Consider the following 16,493-nt stretch of genomic DNA (forward strand, 5'->3'; position numbering starts at 1 on the left):
ATGACAGTCCACTTCTCATAAGTGAGAGGGTTTAGTGAAAGGGAGCGTTCCGTTTCGAGCCTTCGCCTGACAGGCGTCATCACCTTACCCTGGGGTCTGGAAAACGTGCCCATTGCGCGGCTGATTTCAACTTGTATAAAAATCCAATCTGTATAAAAAACCGCTTTAGCGTGGGATATTTTTCGTTTCCCAGACGGGCCACATACAGTACGATCGCACGCTAACCATGATGGAATTGGACGTTATTCTGATGGAACCTGAATATCAGCGCTGGCTGATGGCGCTTTCCGCCCCGATGGTCGCACTCAATATCAAGTACGGCGCCCGCTTCTGCGAGCCGACCTTTTATGAGCCCGGTGAACCCATCAGTCTGAGCAACAGCTGGGGTATCACCTCCCGCGAAGGCCTGATCGCAATGATTAACGATATGACAGACGGCGGTCACGCCGAGCGTCTGGCGTATTACTATCACCTTTGGCACCACCTGACGGCATCCGAATGGCAGCGGCACTGCGCCAATCAATCTGAAGACGTACAGGGTGCACTCGCGCTGGTGACCGAAACGGCCGCGCTGTGCGGTGAAGGCGGGATCCGCGCCTGGGATCTGGGGCGCATGAGTTTCCTGAGCCGCATCGGATTACTCAACGGCTGGATTAGCGAAAAAGAGAACCTGTGGATTCACACCCGGCTGGCTGACAGAGCGCGTTACTATTACCGCAGTTGGGAAAATTATTACGCCGCATTCCTGATCGGCCGCACCTACTGGCTCGGCTCGGATGAGGAAGATCCAGAATGCCAGCGCTACATTTTCAGCAACTGTAGCCAGATTCCTGACTACATTGACCAGATCGGCACGCTCTATACCCACCCAGACTGCCCGATTCATGACCTCGACTGGGATGTTGATCCGATAGAAATGGATAAGCCCGAGTCCTTACCAGAAGCGGAAATATAATGGACACACTGTGCTGGCAGCGATTAGGCATTGAGCCGACTCAGGATCTGGATGTTATCCGTCAGGCTTATCGTCAGAAAGTGCCACAGTTTCACCCGGAAACCGACCCCGAGGGCTTTAAACAGCTGCGCGACGCGTACGATACCGCCTGTAAGCTGGCGAAAAATCCCGTGCCGTCGGATGAAGAAGAGCAGACTCCTGCCGAATCACAAAACGCCACTTCGGCAACCGAGAATGCCTCCGCCGAGCAGGCCGATCCCCAGTCAGAAGCGCTGGTTAACGCGTTTGAGCAGCTGTTAAGCAACCCAGTTGAACGTTTCGTTCCGCTGCACTGGGAGCGCTACATTCAGTTGTTGAATCAGCAGGATTTCGAGGTGATCGATCGCCTTCGCTGGCCGCTGCTTAAGCGCCTGATGCGCGAATCTTGCATATCAATCCTCTGTGTCCGCATACTGGCCGAACGCCTGCGCTGGCAGCAGCGACAAGGGGAACTGTCCGGCGACGGAGTGGAAGATGTCCGCCACTTCCTCGACTCGCTCGGCTATGAGGATCTGTTCGATTTTTCCCTGCTATCGCACCTGAATCTGCCCGCACAGCTGGAAACCATCTTCTATTTCCAGCAGGCCAACGGAATGTACTGGAATCGACCCGCATTTATGTTGGGCACGCTGCTGCGCACCCCGGCCGCGATTTATTGGCCCGACAGCCCGACGCTGATGCAAAAGCTCGCGCGCTGGCACAGCCACGCCGGTGTGCCCAACGCCATCCTGCGCGATTACTGTCTACAACAGTTGGATGGGGCTCCGAACGACGCAGAATGGCTCGAACTCAGCGCCAACCTCTGTTCGCTTACCGGAGAAAACGAGCAGGCCTTCACGCTGTGGCTGACGCTTTATCAGCAAACCCGCCATGCACAAGCGGAACACTGGCTGATTAACTGGTGCAAACAGCATCAGCCGGATGCGCTTCCCTTACTGATTCAGTCGTTCAACCACACGCCAGCGCCGGACCTGACAGGATTAGCGCTGGACGATCCGCGCCAGCGTTTCTTCATTTCTCAGCACAACACCCAAATGTTGATACGCTGGGGAGAAGCGCTGAAGCTGTCGCTCTCGCCTATGGCGGAAAGCTATGCCTGTTGGAAGCTGGGCAAACAGGATTTGCAGGACATCTACCGACACCTGCTACTACACAGCGGGGACGCGATTCAGGATCGCCTGTATTGGCACGCCAGCATGTTAACCGTGGGTAATGAACGTCTGTTGCAGGACATTCTGGCGCAGCCGTTGCCCGAGGAACCGCTGTATGCGTTGATCTTACAGGGATTACAGTTTCAGGCGACACAGCGTCTCTCCTGGCTGGACACCTCCGGCGCGATTCACGCCTTCACGGAATGGCTGTATTCGCTGTCAGAAGACGCGTTGCCCAGCATATTCACTAACCAGAAATCGTCCGCCTGGCTGCAAGCGCAAACCTGGTTGCGGCAATGGCGTCCGCTGTCGCTGAATCAGCTTAACAAGCTGTATAGCAGCGGCATACATACGGAGGAAATCGACCCGATCAACGATTGTCTGGTCGAGCTGTCCGCACGCTACCGGTGCGATGTGTCTCTGGTGCCGCAAGGGGTGGAGAAACCGCAGGATCTCAGCGCTAAAGAGGAACTGAGACAGGCTATTCTGATCGCATTAATGATGACCGATCCAGCGTCTTGTCTGGGTTTACCGCGTCAATCGGTGCTGCCCGAACTGGCCTTAAGCCACCCTGCGCATTCGCTCTCTCGATTCTTCCGCAAGGCGGAATGCCACGATGGTGATGCGGTGACGCCGTTGAAAAAACAGTTGGAACTCACCGATCCGCTGCACTATCACTGCTGGATGAACTTCCCCGTTTCTATTGAGGAATATCTCGGCAGCAGGGAAACTTACAGCGAATCCGCTGCGAGCCATTTTTATCTCACCGACGAGCATTGGCAGACGGAACTGGCGAAATCGCCCATCATCTACCAGATATTTTTCCACGCGTTTTATGCCCTTGTAGGAGAGGAAGGACAGGCTGAGCAACACCTTGAGCGGCTGGCGGCGATTCCCGTAGAAACGGAGCAGGAAGATGCAATCCGTACCGCCTTTACCGAAGGATCGGATGAACTGGAGAAACAGCTAAAACAGCTCTCCGACGACAAACGGGTCACGCTCATCGGCAAGCTTATTCAGAGCTGTGCGCAGAGCGATACGTCTCTTCTGGATAACAGCGATGAGGACTTTCTAACGACACATCAGTCCTCTCCACACGAAGACGTCACGCTGAGATTGATAGCAAAAATACTGCTTCAATGTGTCGATCGGCGCGAACGCCAGTTCAAAGCATCACAGGCTAAAAAGAGCTACTGGTGGCAGCTATGGCGCACGAACGCTCGCATCGGCCGTCTCGGTTTCCTGATGCAAGGTGGGCTGGGAAGTTACTTTCTCTATCGCGCGGGCGACTGGCTCGGGTCGCCACCGCCCTACATTGAAGGACTGCTAATGGTACTGATGGCGTGTAATCTGCTGAGTGCGACGCGTCGCCGCTATAACGACATCGGCGCTCGTGCCCCTTGGGGAATGAGTTTTTTCAGCATGCTGATACCGATACTCATGCTGATTCCCCTGTTATCATCCAGCCTTAATCGCTGGAATCAATTCGGGCCGCCGCCACACGGTAAGAAAACCTACACCACGTCTGTCTGACAGCAATATTCGGGCGGCACCGCGCGTACCGCCCGAATATCAACGAGATACCTCATCCAGATACTGCTCAATACGCTGCCGCGTTTCGTCAATCGCCGGAGCGTATTGCCCCGCCAGCACCTGTTCAAAATCCCGCAGCCAGAAACCGATCTGCTCCCGCTCTTCCAGACGCGTCTGCGCCCAGGCTTTTTCCAGCCGCGCCAGCAGGTTGCGGTTCATCAGGTTATCTCTGGGGTGAATCTTCATCGCTTGCAGCTTTTGGTGGCTTTTCTGCTGCTGTTCAGCACTTAGTCCCGTCGGGCTGCGATCGATCACTTTCGTGAAGTTATCGCCGCTGTCCGGCAGATTAACATCCACTTCCAGCAGGCCATTGATGTCATAGCTGAAACGCACCTCAATGGATTGCTTATACGTTTTCGCTTTTATCGGCATGGTGAATTCATCGATAAACACGTTGTTATCGACGTAAGGGCTTTCCCCCTGATAGATCGCGATGCAGATATTGTCCTGCCCAGCGGAACCCGTGGAAAACGTCTCGACCCGCGAGGTCGGCACCACCGTATTGCGCTCCAGTATCGGGGAAAACAGGCCATTTTGCTTATCGTTGGCAGTCTTAATCCCGAGGGTGTACGGACAAACGTCCGTCAGGATCACTTCTTCGATATCCTGCTCGCGCAGCCGACAAGCGGCCTGCACCGCCGCGCCTTTGGCGACAACGGTATCTGCATCCAGATGCTGATAAGGTAATTTGCCAAACAGCCTGACCACCAGCTTCTGGATAATCGACATCTTTGATGCCCCGCCGACCAGCACCACGTGGTCTAGCTGCTCCGGTTTCAGGCGGGCATCGTGCAACGCCTGTTCTATCGGCGCGCGAATGCGGTTCATCAACGGCAGCCAGGCCGCTTCGATGTCTTCATTATCCAGTACGAGGCGCCATTCTTCCTCGCGCCAGTGCCATACCAGCTCATTCGATTGGGAAGGAAAGCCGGGCTGACATTTCAGCGCTTCTGCATGGCTGTAAAGACGCGCCAGATCCGTCGCAGGAATCGCCGAATCCTCAAGTTTCCACGCATTCAGACAGGTTTTCACCATCGCCTGCGTGAAGTCTTCTCCACCCAGATAGTTGTCGCCCGCCGAGCTGTGCACTTCGATTAGCGGAAACGCGTATTCCAACACGCTGACGTCGAAGGTGCCGCCGCCTAAATCGAAGACCAGCGTACGCCCCAGTTCCTGCGTGTGTAAGCCGTAGGCCATAGAGGCAGCGGTAGGTTCATTGATTAAGCGAACCGCATTCAGCTCTGCCAGTTCTGCCGCAAAACGCGTCTGCTTACGCTGCTCATCGCTGAAATAGGCTGGCACCGAGATCACCACGTCCTTGATGAGGTGCCCGAGGTAACTTTCCGCATCGGCTTTGAGCGATTTCAACACCATGGCTGACAGTTCGGCGGGAGAGAACGTTTTATCCCCGAGCCGGAAGGCTTTCTTGCTCCCCATGTAGCGCTTAAACAGCGACGCCGACACCTGCGGGTGCGTAGTCAAACGGGAAATCGCGGGTTTGCCGACCAGAATGCTGCCGTCTTCATCAATACTGACGGCCGAGGGAGTGAAGTTGTCATTCAGCGCATTCGGTATCAGGCGGGCCTCGCCATTTTGCCAAACGCTAATCAGGCTGTTCGTCGTGCCCAGATCGATACCAATCGCCAGAGAAGCGTCTTGCGGGTGCGTCATGCTGTTATTCCTTATTTAACCATTCCGTACACTAACTATTCCCAGAGTGCCCATCAGGCGCAGATCGCTAGCCTGTTCGGCGAGCAGGGCAACAGTATATACATACTGATCGGGAAAGACCTCGCACGACGGATTCAGGAATATTTTTCAACAGATCTGGTGAGTGATAAATAAGCGCTATATTATTTACTACATAACGATCATTCACGGAGCATTATCATGGGAAACCATTTTGAGCGGGGCGTCCTCGCGGGGCTGAGATCGGCCAATCCAAAATCCACCAACGACATTAATCCCTACTGCTACGACTATCGGCGCGGCTATATCTGTGGCTATGCCCACAATCTGGCGGAAACTAAAGGCGACCGCCAACAGGCCGCCTTCGAGGCAGGATTGTTGTCACGCCGCTATGGGCTGGAGCGGGAGAGAGTCGCAGAGTTCTTTACCGAACAAGGTAACCCGTACGCGATTCGGTTTTTTTATGCGGGCTATGATGCGCACACGCCGCGCTAGTAGATACCCGCTAGCGGCGCACGTCGCGTAAATCGAAGCTAATGGGGATTGTGATGGTGAGCTGCGCATTATCCCCAATCACCTCTGCTGGTGGAGCAGGAAGCGGCTGAGCACGCTGCGGCAAGGCGACAGACTCCTTATCCAGCGGCATCACGCCGCTGCTGCTGGCTAACGAGACGGCCAGCACATTCCCAGCCCGATCCAACGTCACGCGAATCTGGGCGACGCCCTGCAATCGCTGCCGCACCGCCTGCGCCGGGTAACGCTTATAGCGGCTCAGGTGTGCCAGTAGCTGGCTGCTCCAGTCCGCCACCCCTTTACGCATCTGCGCGGCATCGCTGTTATACGGCGCAGCAACTTGCTGGCTGCTGCCCGGCAGCGGCGCGCTGGTAACGGGAGCAGGCGGTTTTTCCGATGGCGCAATCTCTTCCTGTGGTGTCGTCTCCAGCACCGGCTTTTCCATTTTTTTCTGCACTTTTTTCTGCGGCTGCGGCTTTTCCTTTTGCGCCGTAGTAATAACTGGCTTCGGTGCAGGCGTGAGCGGCGGCGCATCCTGCATCATTTTTTCCGGTTGAGCCGTCGCTTCTTGCGGCGTGGACAGCGTCTGCTGCGGGCCGACTGGCGCATCCTGAGGGCTGGGAGTCGATTGCACGCTATCCGCCACCATTAACATCATGGCGGGCGGCGGTGCTTCAATGGAGGAATCAAGCGCATGGTAACTAACCCAGACAATCAGTCCCGCATGTAGCGCCAATGCCAACAGCCAGCCACTCCCCCAACGAACCGTCGTGGCGGGCCGAACCGTATTGTATTGCAGCGTCTGTGCAGCCATTAATCTACCGCCCCTCGCCGTGGAGACAGGGGCTGCACTCTCAATGAATGGGGTTCCGAGGAGATCATCATACGTTCTTCATCACATCGTTAGGTACATACTCTAAATAATTCAAGTTTCAGGCAGGCGGCAAGCGAAGGAGTCCCGATGAGCTTACTCAAGTAAGTGATTCGGGTGACTGAACGCAGCCAACGCACAAGCAACTTGAAGTATGACGAGTATAAAATGGGCAGCTGATAATAGTAGGTCGTCCAGCTACGAGGATCGGGCAGAAAAAAAGTGAAAACAGCATAAAAAGTAATGTTATTACGTTTTAGCAGGATATTTTATCGCGCAGCAATCTGAACCCAGTAGCGAGAGAAATAACGCACCTGTACAGGCAGCGCCTCCACCAGCGCCGCTAAAATATTATCGGTATCCGATAGCGGGAAGACGCCGGAAAACCGCAGACTCGCCACCTCGGGCTGGCAACGAATGACACCGCTGCGATAGCGGCTCAGTTCATCAACAAAATCCACCAGACGCTGATTATCCGCCAGCAGCTGTCCTTTCACCCACACAGGCTCGGCCTTCGCCGTCTCGATCTGGCCGCAGCGCTGCGTAGTGAACGTCGCAATTTGTCCGCTTTTCACCACCTGTACATCCTGACCGTTCTGCTGCGGATGCAGCCTCACCGCGCCGTCATACACCGCTACCTGTGTGTGTTCATCCTGCACTCGCAGACTAAAGCGCGTCCCCAGCGCCTGCACTTTTCCCTGTGCCGTCGTCACAATGAAAGGACGTGGATACAACGCGGCCTTCTCCGCCTGGCCGGTTTCGATCATGACTTCACCACGAATCAGCGTGAGCTGGCGTAGATCGTCACCGTAGGCCACATTCAGCGCCGTCTGCGTATTCAGCAACAGCGTCGTGCCATCGTCCAATAGCGCATGGCGCTGTTCGCCCACCTGCGTCTGGTAATCCGCCGTCAACGACTGCCAGAGGTCGGTACGCGATCCCGCCATGCCAGCGCCTCCGGTCAGACAGAGAATCGCCAACGCTTTGAGTACGCTACGGCGCTGCATACCGTTAAGTGTTGATAGGCTCTGGTGTGCCGCCCGTGCATTAAGCTGACCCAGATTGGCACACACGGATTCGATATGCTGCCACGCCTGTTCGTTATCCGGCGAAGCGTCCCGCCAACGCTGCCACTCGCGGCGATCCTGTTCCGTAACGCTGTCGGACATCAGTTGCGTCAGCCACGCCACGGCTTCACGAGCGCTGTCCGGCTGAATCGGCTGACCCTGTCTGTCACGATAAAAAGTGCGATCGTTCATAGCGGTAGCGCAAAGAAACACTGGAGGTTGGCGCGTTGCAGATACTGTTTCACCGAACTGCTGGAAACCCGCAAGCGTTCGGCAATATCGCTGTAGCGCATGCCGTGGAGATGTGCGAGCAGAAACGCTTCCCTGACCGGTGCTGGCAGGCCGTCCAATGCGGCATCAAGCTGTTCAAGAATTTCGAGGGTAAGCAGACGCGTTTCCGGGGATGGCATACAGGCATCCGGCTGCGTGCTCAACACATCCAGATAGGCATCTTCAATCTTTTTACGACGATAATGATTGGCGACCAAACGGCGGGCCACGGTAGCCAGAAACGGGCGCGGCTGGCGAATCGTGAGCAGTTCTGGGTTCATCAGCACGCTCAGGAATGTGTCCTGTGCCAGATCTTCCGCATGCTGGGCGCAGTCCAGTTTATGGCGCAGCCAGTTACACAACCAGCGGTGGTGATCGAAATAGAGCTGCTGGGCAAAGTCATTAACGCTGGCCGTCGCTTTCCTCACCATCGAACTTTACCCCAGAGCACTATTTAAACATAAGAATGATAATCGTTCTTATTTATGTTTTTTCCCTCTGACTGTCAAGTTCCGAAACGAAAATTATTCAAATTTGCTGAATTTGCATTACGCCCATGCAACATCATCCGCTAACGGGGCGGCGTTCCTAGCCGCCCCGAGCATCGCAATCAGAAACGCTGTAACACGCTGATTTTTACGTTACGTCCTACGCCAGATACGGATTCGCCCAGATACGGGTAATAATCGGTATTCAGCAGGTTATCGACCGTCACACGTGCTTCAAATCCTTTTATCGCCTGCGGCTGCCAGCTGGCGAATAGGCCATGCAGCACGTATCCCTTACTCTTCGGCAACGCCCAAATATCGGCCTGTGGATCGCCATCGGCAGGTGAACGATCCTGCTTACGCACAAAATCACCCGTCCAGCCTACCGCCATATCCAGACTTGGGATTTTGGTGCCCAGCGTGGCGTGTGCTGTCGTCGGTGGAATCTCGGCGATCCAGGTTTTATTGCCCCACGGATTACGCGGTGACGCATCGCGCTCGCCACGAATTGAGGAGAAGGACAGGCTGCCAAACAGCCAGCGGCTGTCGTAGAAGGATTCAATCTCTACCCCTTCAATCGTATAACCCGGCAGATTACGGTAGTTAGAGAGCGGCTGCCCACAAGATGATGACGTACCGCTCTGCGTCTGCGCTTCACACAAGATACCGCGACGGTAGAAAATTTCGTTTTTACCGCGGTTACGGAACAGCGTGGTGCGGATTTGCAGACTGTCTTCTTCCAGCATCAGGTTGTTGAAGTCCAGAATCGCGCCCAGACGAAATGCTTTGATGCTTTCCACTTGCAGATTACGGCTGGTTCCCGGCACGCTGGACGCGGCAGACTGCACTTCATACTGTTCATCGACGACAGGCGCGCGCCAGGTACGGCTGGCATCGGCAAACAGCGACAGATTGTCCGTCGCCTTCCACAGCGCACCAATACGCGGCGACCAGCCGGTGTAGGTCACACTGCTGTAGTCATGCCCTGCAGCCGGAATGCTGCTGTTATAACGTGGTGCCGCGTTGGGTTTCCCCGTGTTCGTCACGTGGTCATAACGTACGCCCGGCGTGATCGTCACGCTACCCAGCGTCACCGCATCCTGTACATACAGGCTGCGGGTTTCCTGTTCCCCAGCCGGCATATAGTAAGGCTGGAAATAGCCGTAGTTATACTCGGCGTTATTCTTACCGGATGGATAGTAGATCAGCGTGTCGCGCTTATGCTGATGCCAGCGCATACCCACCAGCAGCTTATGATCGAGCGGGCCGGTAGTGAACAGACTTTCATTACTGACCTCCGCAAGCTGATCCTTGTAGCTCACCCAGCTTTCGTTCCCCAGCGAGCCCAGATAGCTACTCTGTGAAGCTGAATCAGGGCGTCGGTCATGCTGTTCGGTTTTTGAGGTGGCAAATGACGCCGTCAGATTCAGCCACGGCTGATCCTCCGGTGCAATATTCCATTTCAACGAGTAGTTCTTATCCACCTGATCGCGGTAAACCAGCTTACGCCGCCAGGCCTCTTCCCAGCCGTAGCGAGTAATTTCCGCTTGTGTGGGCGACGCCATGTCGTCACGCTTAGCGGCAAACGGCTGCCAGCCGTCAGATTCGGAGCGCATCGCAGAGAGCGTCAGCGTCTGAGCATCCGTTAGATAGATGTTGGTCTTCAGTAAGTAGGACGCCATGTCGCTGGTCGAGTAGACAAAGCGTGTGCCGTCAGGGCGTTCGATGTTGTCGCCATCGCGCTTGCTCATGTAGAGCAGGCCGTCAGCCATTCCCTCTTCCGTGCGGCCATACAGCGCGCCGCTGTAGATATTTTGCCGATCGTTGGTGTGATAGCTGTATTTGACCATCCCACCGAAATTTTCTCCCGGCATCAGCAGATCGCTGGCGTCTTTGGTATCAACGTGAATGGTGCCGCCGAAGCCGCCGTTGCCGCTGCGAATATCATGCGGCCCTTTATCAACATCAATACGTTTAATCAGCTCAGGCTCAATAAATACCGAGCCCTGACGGTATTTCTCAAAGCCTTTCGGCGCGCCGTCCAGCACGACTTTGACGTCTTCCATATCGCCCATGCCCCAGATATTCAGGCTCTGCCCACCCGGACGGGGTGACCCCGCCATCGACACGCCGGGGAGTTTATCGAGCAGGCTGGCAATATTATCGGCCTGCACGCGGTCAACATCGGCCTGACGTAGCACGGAACGTCCGGCGGCAGCGCTGTCCGATGTGCCGCCAACAACCGAAAGCGTCGGGATCATCAGGCTACCGTCGCGTCCCTCAGCGGCAAGCGCAGATTCCAGCCGATAGCCCGTGGCCGTCTGGACCGCACTCAGCCCCGTTCCGGCCAGTGCAGCCGCAAACGCGGCCTGAACGGTGTAGGTTCCCTGTACGCTCCCGCTGGTTTTATTCTGTGTTTGATCGGGAGAAAACGTGAGAATGACATTGGCGCGGCTGGCAACGGCCTGTAGCGTGGTGCCGAGCGGCCCCGCCGGAATGGAAAACGCCACTGTCGGTGCTGTGGCAGAAGCGGTCGTTTCCGCCGCCAGCGCCGAGCCGACCGTTCCGGCACCCAAGATCAACACGCCAGACAGTGCCAGATGCACTGCCCGCGCCACCGTCAAGGCGGGTTTGTGCGCGAAGCGCCCGCCATTATGATTATTTATCGCCATTGTCATTCCCCTGAAGTATTGAAAAAAAAGACACATCAGGTAGGTCACGCGAAAAACCAAATCGGGCAGAAAAAGTGCAAAAATTTTCAGGAAAACCTCTTCAATGCGATGTAAGCAGCCGTGTTCAGGTGACAAACGGGGCTTCTCTTCGGCCGAAAAACGCACCTTCGGTCACGAACGGCATCCCCTCCGCCATTGATTTTCACGGCGCTTGACCTCATCTTAGTGATTAATCCGCAATAGATATCCGCCTTGCCGGTTTCTCTCTGCAACGGATTTCACTTACCGGCAACGAGATCACCCACAATTATCAGGACGGCACCATGACGAATCCATTACTGACCTCATTTACCCTGCCCCCGTTCTCCAGTATCAAAACGGAAGATATTGTCCCTGCGGTGAAGTCCGCACTGGATGAATGCCGCGAGACAGTAGAACGCGTGGTGGCGCAAGCGGGGCCGTTTACATGGGATAATCTGTGCCAACCGCTGGCAGACAGCGACGATCGTCTTGGCCGCATCTTTTCACCCATCAGCCATCTGAATGCGGTGAAGAACAGCCCAGAGCTGCGTGCGGTTTATGAAGAATGTCTGCCGCTGCTGTCCGAGCACAGCACCTGGGTCGGCCAACATGCCGGGCTGTATCAGGCTTACCGCAGCCTGCGTGACGGCGAGCACTACACCGCACTGAGCGTGGCGCAGAAGAAATCCGTTGATAACGCGCTGCGCGATTTTGAACTGTCCGGTATCGGCCTGTCGCCAGAAAAACAGAAACGCTACGGTGAAATCTCCGCTCGTCTGTCCGAACTCGGTTCGCAATACAGCAACAACGTGCTGGATGCCACTATGGGCTGGAGCAAGCTGATTACCGACGTCGCCGAGCTGGATGGCATGCCGGAAAGCGCGCTGGCAGCGGCCAAAGCGCAGGCCGAAGCGAAAGAACAAGACGGCTGGCTGCTGACGCTGGATATCCCAAGCTATTTGCCAGTGATGACCTACTGCACCAATCAGGCGCTGCGCGAAGAGATGTACCGCGCCTACGGCACCCGCGCGTCCGATCAGGGGCCGAACGCGGGCAAGTGGGACAACAGTGAGGTGATGGCAGAAGAGCTGGCACTGCGTCACGAGCTGGCACAGCTACTAGGCTTCGACAGCTATGCGCACAAGTCGCTGGCGACCAAAATGGCGGAAAACCCGCAGCAGGTGCTCGATTTCCTGACCGATCTGGCTAAACGCGCCCGTCCACAGGCTGAAGAAGAACTCGCGCAGCTGCGTGCCTTCGCCAAAGAACACTACGGTGTAGATGAATTGCAGGCTTGGGATATCACCTACTACAGCGAACAGCAGAAGCAACATCTGTATTCCATCAGCGATGAGCAGCTTCGTCCGTACTTCCCGGAAGAACGCGCGGTGAACGGCCTGTTCGAAGTCGTCAAACGCATCTACGGCATCACCGCCAAAGAGCGTAAAGACGTCGATGTCTGGCACCCGGACGTTCGCTTCTTCGATCTGTTCGATGAAAGCGGTGAGCTGCGCGGTAGCTTCTACCTCGATTTGTACGCCCGTGAACACAAACGCGGCGGTGCCTGGATGGACGACTGTGCGGGTAAACTGCGTAAAGGCAACGGCGAACTGCAAAAACCGGTCGCTTATCTGGTCTGTAACTTCAACCGTCCGGTCAACGGCAAACCAGCGCTGTTCACCCACGACGAAGTCACCACGCTGTTCCACGAATTCGGTCACGGCCTGCACCACATGCTGACCCAGATCGATACCGCCGGTGTCGCGGGCATCAACGGTGTACCGTGGGATGCAGTCGAACTGCCGAGTCAGTTCATGGAAAACTGGTGCTGGGAACCGGAAGCGCTGGCCTTTATCTCCGGCCACCACGAAACCGGTGAACCGCTGCCACAGGAACTGCTGGATAAAATGCTGGCGGCGAAGAACTATCAGGCTGCACTGTTCATTCTGCGTCAGTTGGAATTCGGCCTGTTCGATTTCCGCCTGCATGCCGAGTTTGATCCTGCGAAAGGCGCACAGATTCTGCCAACGCTGGCTGAAATCAAAGCGCAGGTGGCCGTGGTGCCAAGCCCAAGCTGGGGTCGCTTCCCGCACGCGTTCAGCCACATCTTCGCTGGCGGTTATGCCGCAGGCTACTACAGCTATCTGTGGGCGGACGTGCTGGCGGCGGATGCTTACTCCCGCTTCGAGCAAGAAGGTATCTTCAACCGTGAAACTGGTCAGTCATTCCTGGATAACATCCTGACCCGCGGCGGTTCCGAAGAGCCGATGGAGCTGTTCAAACGCTTCCGTGGCCGTGAACCGCAGTTGGATGCCATGCTCGCGCATTACGGCATCAAAGGATGAGCATCTGCTTAATCGCAGAAGAAGGCGCCGATAGTGGCGCCTTATCTTCTCTGGCCGCACGCTGGGGGCTGGTTTCCGATCCCGATGCGGTCATGGCGCTGGTGCTGACTGCGGAACGTCTGGAACTGCGCAAGCAGAACGAACCGAAGCTTGGCGCTATCTTCGTCGATTTCGTTGGTGGGGCGATGGCGCATCGTCGTCGCTTTGGCGGCGGACGCGGCGAGGCCGTCGCTAAAGCGGTTGGTATCAAAAAAGATTACCTGCCGGATGTCGTGGATGCGACGGCCGGGCTAGGTCGCGATGCTTTTGTGCTGGCCGCATTAGGCTGCCACGTACGTATGGTGGAGCGCAATCCGGTGGTTGCGGCACTGCTGGATGACGGGCTACAGCGTGGCTATCAGGACGCAGAAATTGGCCCGTGGCTACGGGAGCGGTTGACGCTGCTGCACGCGTCAAGCATGACTGCGCTGCGCGATATCACGCCGCCACCGGATGTGGTTTATCTCGATCCGATGTTTCCGCACAAACAAAAGAGCGCGCTGGTGAAGAAAGAAATGCGGGTGTTTCAGTCGCTGGTGGGTGCAGATGACGATGCCGATGCGCTGCTGGAACCCGCCCGTGCGCTGGCGAAAAAACGCGTCGTGGTGAAGCGACCAGACTATGCACCGCCGCTGGCTGGCGTACCGGCACAGTCTATGCTGGAAACCAAAAGCCACCGCTTCGATTTCTATCTCCCCGCCTGACCCCTCGCCGCTGCGCCGCTAAGCGCATCGGCGGCTAAAAACTTACCCTGCTTCGCATTTTCTATGCTGTTTTTGCAAAGTCTATAGCACAAATGGGAAGCAAATCGCATAATTCCGCGCTATCACCATTTATGACACTAAGATGACATAATGAAAAAAACGCTTCTGTCACTTCTGCTTTGTTTGAGTACTTCTGCTATGGCCGCTCAAGAACCCGTCAATATTACGATTCTGGGGACATCCGATCTGCATGGCACCTTTGTTCCCTGGGATTACGCTACCGACACCGCCAACATGGCTGGCAGCCTGAGTCAAATCGCAACACAGGTGCATAAAGTTCGCGCACAGCAGCCGAATGTGATTCTGGTTGATGCGGGCGATACCATTCAGGGCAACTTTGTCGAAACCTTTAAGAATGACAACACCAGCCCGATGATCCTCGGTTTTAACGCCCTGAATTATGATGTCTGGGTACTGGGCAACCACGAGTTCGATTTCGGCCTGAACGTGCTTTCCACCTCGCTTGACCAATTCAAAGGCACCGCGCTAGCGGGCAACATTTTTTGGGAAAGCGGTAAACCTTACTTACCCGCCTATAAAATTGTCGAACGGCAGGGCGTGAAGATTGGCATCATCGGTATGGATACGCCGATGACCGCGGAATTCGCCAAAGGCACTGACCGTGTGAAAGGGCTGAACTTTACCGATCCTGTCGGAGCAGTAAAAACCGTTATACAGCAACTCCACGGCAAAGTGGATGCCATTGTGCTGGTCGCCCATATGGGAATCGATAACGAGAACCAGCGACCGGGCACCGGCGTTGGTGATATCGCTCGCGCAAATCCTGAATTAGCCGCCATCGTCGCGGGCCATATGCACGTAAAAGTGGATAAAGAGGTGATTAATGGCGTGATCGTCACCGAACCGGACAGATATGGCCGTGCACTGTCGCGCATCGATTTGCAGTTTGAGCAGCAGAACGGCAAGTACGTGCTGATCAACAAAGACAGCTATACCTATTCGATCAAGGACGTGGATTCTGACCGCAAGATGGAAGACATCTACGAGCCTTATCATAATACTCTGCGCGCCAACGCTAACCGCCCGATTGCGCAACTCCTCGGGCACGATCTGGTGCCGCAAGATGCCGTGAAAGGCATTCCTCAGGTACACGTTCAGGACACCGGTATCAGCGCCCTGTTCCAGGAGGCCAGCCGCTATTACGCTCCTAAAGCGCAGGTTATCGCACTGCAAATTGATAACGATCGGCCCAAGCTGAACGTCGGCACCATCGCCGCGAAGGACATTGCCTTTAACTATCAATACGCTGGCGGCGAGATCACGGTTTATCAGCTCACCGGTAAAGAGCTGAAGAAATACATGGAATGGTCAGCGGGTTACTTCAACCAACTACAGGACGGCGATGTGACTTACAGCTTCAATCCGCAGCGCCGCGCGTCCAAGTATTCCACTAACGATTTCTTCGACGGCGTGACGTACACCATCGACCTGACGAAACCCGCCGGGCAGCGCATCACCGACCTGAAAATGAATAACGGCATGCCCGTTACCGACGACATGCCAATTCGTCTGGGTATGAACAGTTACCGCATGGGCCACCTGACGCAGAAAGGCGGCGTGCTGGAAGGGATGCAGTTCCCAGTGCTGTCGGATACCAAAGCAAAATATGGCGAAGAGGCCGGCACGATTCGTAACCTGACCATCCGTTATCTGACCGAGGTGAAAAAAGGCCAATACGAGGGTACGGTGCCGCAGCGCTGGAAGCTGGCGGGATTGCAGGGCTATGAGCGCGAACGCCACATCGTTGAATCGCTGCTCAACAGCGGAAAAATCAGCGTACTGACCTCAGACGATGGCCGCTACAGCAACGTGCAATCCATCAACGTGAAAGCATTATTGCTGCCGGATGCCGCGCAGAAGGAGAAACGCGTGGCGGAATTGACGCAACAGCGCGACAGCGCCACCAACGCGTTGACCAAACAGCGGCTGAACGATCAGCTGACGATTATCGCAGCCATTAACTAACCGACGCCTCAGCGGGAATCCAAGACCGCT

At 55.7% G+C, this 16,493-nt stretch carries 11 protein-coding genes; 6 read left to right on the forward strand and 5 right to left on the reverse strand.

Annotated elements, in window-relative coordinates; translation table 11 throughout:
• Positions 1-226 precede the first annotated feature (226 nt).
• Together QWJ20_RS19325 and QWJ20_RS19330 are read left to right on the forward strand one after the other, a co-directional pair.
• Positions 227-955, forward strand: a complete 729-nt coding sequence (locus QWJ20_RS19325) for a DUF1266 domain-containing protein (RefSeq protein ID WP_433993257.1) — start codon at positions 227-229, stop codon at positions 953-955.
• Positions 955-3,678, forward strand: a complete 2,724-nt coding sequence (locus tag QWJ20_RS19330; protein ID WP_433993258.1) for a molecular chaperone DnaJ — start codon at positions 955-957, stop codon at positions 3,676-3,678. Before QWJ20_RS19325 ends, QWJ20_RS19330 begins: the two co-directional genes overlap by 1 nt.
• 39 nt (positions 3,679-3,717) lie before the next feature.
• Here the strand turns inward: QWJ20_RS19330 and QWJ20_RS19335 are convergent, their stop codons facing one another.
• On the reverse strand, positions 3,718-5,409 hold the full coding sequence (locus QWJ20_RS19335; RefSeq protein WP_433993259.1) for an Hsp70 family protein: 1,692 nt from the start codon (positions 5,407-5,409) through the stop codon (positions 3,718-3,720).
• 219 nt (positions 5,410-5,628) lie between these two features.
• Here QWJ20_RS19335 and QWJ20_RS19340 point away from each other — a divergent pair, with 219 nt between their 5' ends.
• Positions 5,629-5,922: a DUF2623 domain-containing protein gene (locus tag QWJ20_RS19340; protein WP_005968196.1), complete on the forward strand. Its 294-nt coding sequence runs from the start codon at positions 5,629-5,631 to the stop codon at positions 5,920-5,922.
• Between the two features lie 10 nt (positions 5,923-5,932).
• On the opposite strand, the gene QWJ20_RS19345 is transcribed toward QWJ20_RS19340, so the two are convergent.
• The 4 genes from QWJ20_RS19345 to QWJ20_RS19360 form a co-directional block, all read right to left on the reverse strand.
• Positions 5,933-6,754, reverse strand: coding sequence for a TonB family protein (locus tag QWJ20_RS19345; RefSeq protein WP_433993260.1), 822 nt, complete (start codon positions 6,752-6,754; stop codon positions 5,933-5,935).
• Positions 6,755-7,080: 326 nt separating this feature from the next.
• Positions 7,081-8,070 carry a FecR domain-containing protein gene (locus QWJ20_RS19350; protein ID WP_224072822.1) on the reverse strand — a complete coding sequence of 330 codons (990 nt, stop codon included), beginning with the start codon at positions 8,068-8,070 and terminating at the stop codon, positions 7,081-7,083.
• Positions 8,067-8,579 (reverse strand): sigma-70 family RNA polymerase sigma factor, encoded by a 513-nt coding sequence (locus QWJ20_RS19355; protein WP_010296516.1) that lies wholly within the window; start codon positions 8,577-8,579, stop codon positions 8,067-8,069. The genes QWJ20_RS19350 and QWJ20_RS19355 overlap by 4 nt, the downstream gene beginning before the upstream one ends.
• Positions 8,580-8,758: 179 nt before the next feature.
• On the reverse strand, positions 8,759-11,308 hold the full coding sequence (locus QWJ20_RS19360) for a TonB-dependent hemoglobin/transferrin/lactoferrin family receptor (protein ID WP_433993261.1): 2,550 nt from the start codon (positions 11,306-11,308) through the stop codon (positions 8,759-8,761).
• Positions 11,309-11,631: 323 nt separating this feature from the next.
• Here QWJ20_RS19360 and prlC point away from each other — a divergent pair, with 323 nt between their 5' ends.
• The 3 genes from prlC to QWJ20_RS19375 all read left to right on the forward strand — a co-directional run bounded on the left by prlC (position 11,632) and on the right by QWJ20_RS19375 (position 16,463).
• Positions 11,632-13,674, forward strand: coding sequence for an oligopeptidase A (prlC, locus tag QWJ20_RS19365; RefSeq protein ID WP_095993229.1), 2,043 nt, complete (start codon positions 11,632-11,634; stop codon positions 13,672-13,674).
• On the forward strand, positions 13,671-14,417 hold the full coding sequence (rsmJ, locus tag QWJ20_RS19370; RefSeq protein WP_433993262.1) for a 16S rRNA (guanine(1516)-N(2))-methyltransferase RsmJ: 747 nt from the start codon (positions 13,671-13,673) through the stop codon (positions 14,415-14,417). The genes prlC and rsmJ overlap by 4 nt, the downstream gene beginning before the upstream one ends.
• A gap of 150 nt (positions 14,418-14,567) precedes the next feature.
• On the forward strand, positions 14,568-16,463 hold the full coding sequence (locus QWJ20_RS19375; protein ID WP_433993263.1) for a bifunctional metallophosphatase/5'-nucleotidase: 1,896 nt from the start codon (positions 14,568-14,570) through the stop codon (positions 16,461-16,463).
• Positions 16,464-16,493: the final 30 nt, after the last annotated feature.

Source organism: Pectobacterium sp. S5 (assembly GCF_051707265.1).
Taxonomy (GTDB): domain Bacteria; phylum Pseudomonadota; class Gammaproteobacteria; order Enterobacterales; family Enterobacteriaceae; genus Pectobacterium; species Pectobacterium polare.

Bases quoted from the DNA above. Each gene is read 5' to 3' on its own strand.
- QWJ20_RS19325 (WP_433993257.1), top strand. From the start codon at position 227: ATGATGGAATTGGACGTTATTCTGATGGAACCTGAATATCAGCGCTGG.
- QWJ20_RS19330 (WP_433993258.1), top strand. From the start codon at position 955: ATGGACACACTGTGCTGGCAGCGATTAGGCATTGAGCCGACTCAGGAT.
- QWJ20_RS19335 (WP_433993259.1), bottom strand. From the start codon at position 5,409: ATGACGCACCCGCAAGACGCTTCTCTGGCGATTGGTATCGATCTGGGC.
- QWJ20_RS19340 (WP_005968196.1), top strand. From the start codon at position 5,629: ATGGGAAACCATTTTGAGCGGGGCGTCCTCGCGGGGCTGAGATCGGCC.
- QWJ20_RS19345 (WP_433993260.1), bottom strand. From the start codon at position 6,754: ATGGCTGCACAGACGCTGCAATACAATACGGTTCGGCCCGCCACGACG.
- QWJ20_RS19350 (WP_224072822.1), bottom strand. From the start codon at position 8,070: ATGAACGATCGCACTTTTTATCGTGACAGACAGGGTCAGCCGATTCAG.
- QWJ20_RS19355 (WP_010296516.1), bottom strand. From the start codon at position 8,579: ATGGTGAGGAAAGCGACGGCCAGCGTTAATGACTTTGCCCAGCAGCTC.
- QWJ20_RS19360 (WP_433993261.1), bottom strand. From the start codon at position 11,308: ATGGCGATAAATAATCATAATGGCGGGCGCTTCGCGCACAAACCCGCC.
- prlC (WP_095993229.1), top strand. From the start codon at position 11,632: ATGACGAATCCATTACTGACCTCATTTACCCTGCCCCCGTTCTCCAGT.
- rsmJ (WP_433993262.1), top strand. From the start codon at position 13,671: ATGAGCATCTGCTTAATCGCAGAAGAAGGCGCCGATAGTGGCGCCTTA.
- QWJ20_RS19375 (WP_433993263.1), top strand. From the start codon at position 14,568: ATGAAAAAAACGCTTCTGTCACTTCTGCTTTGTTTGAGTACTTCTGCT.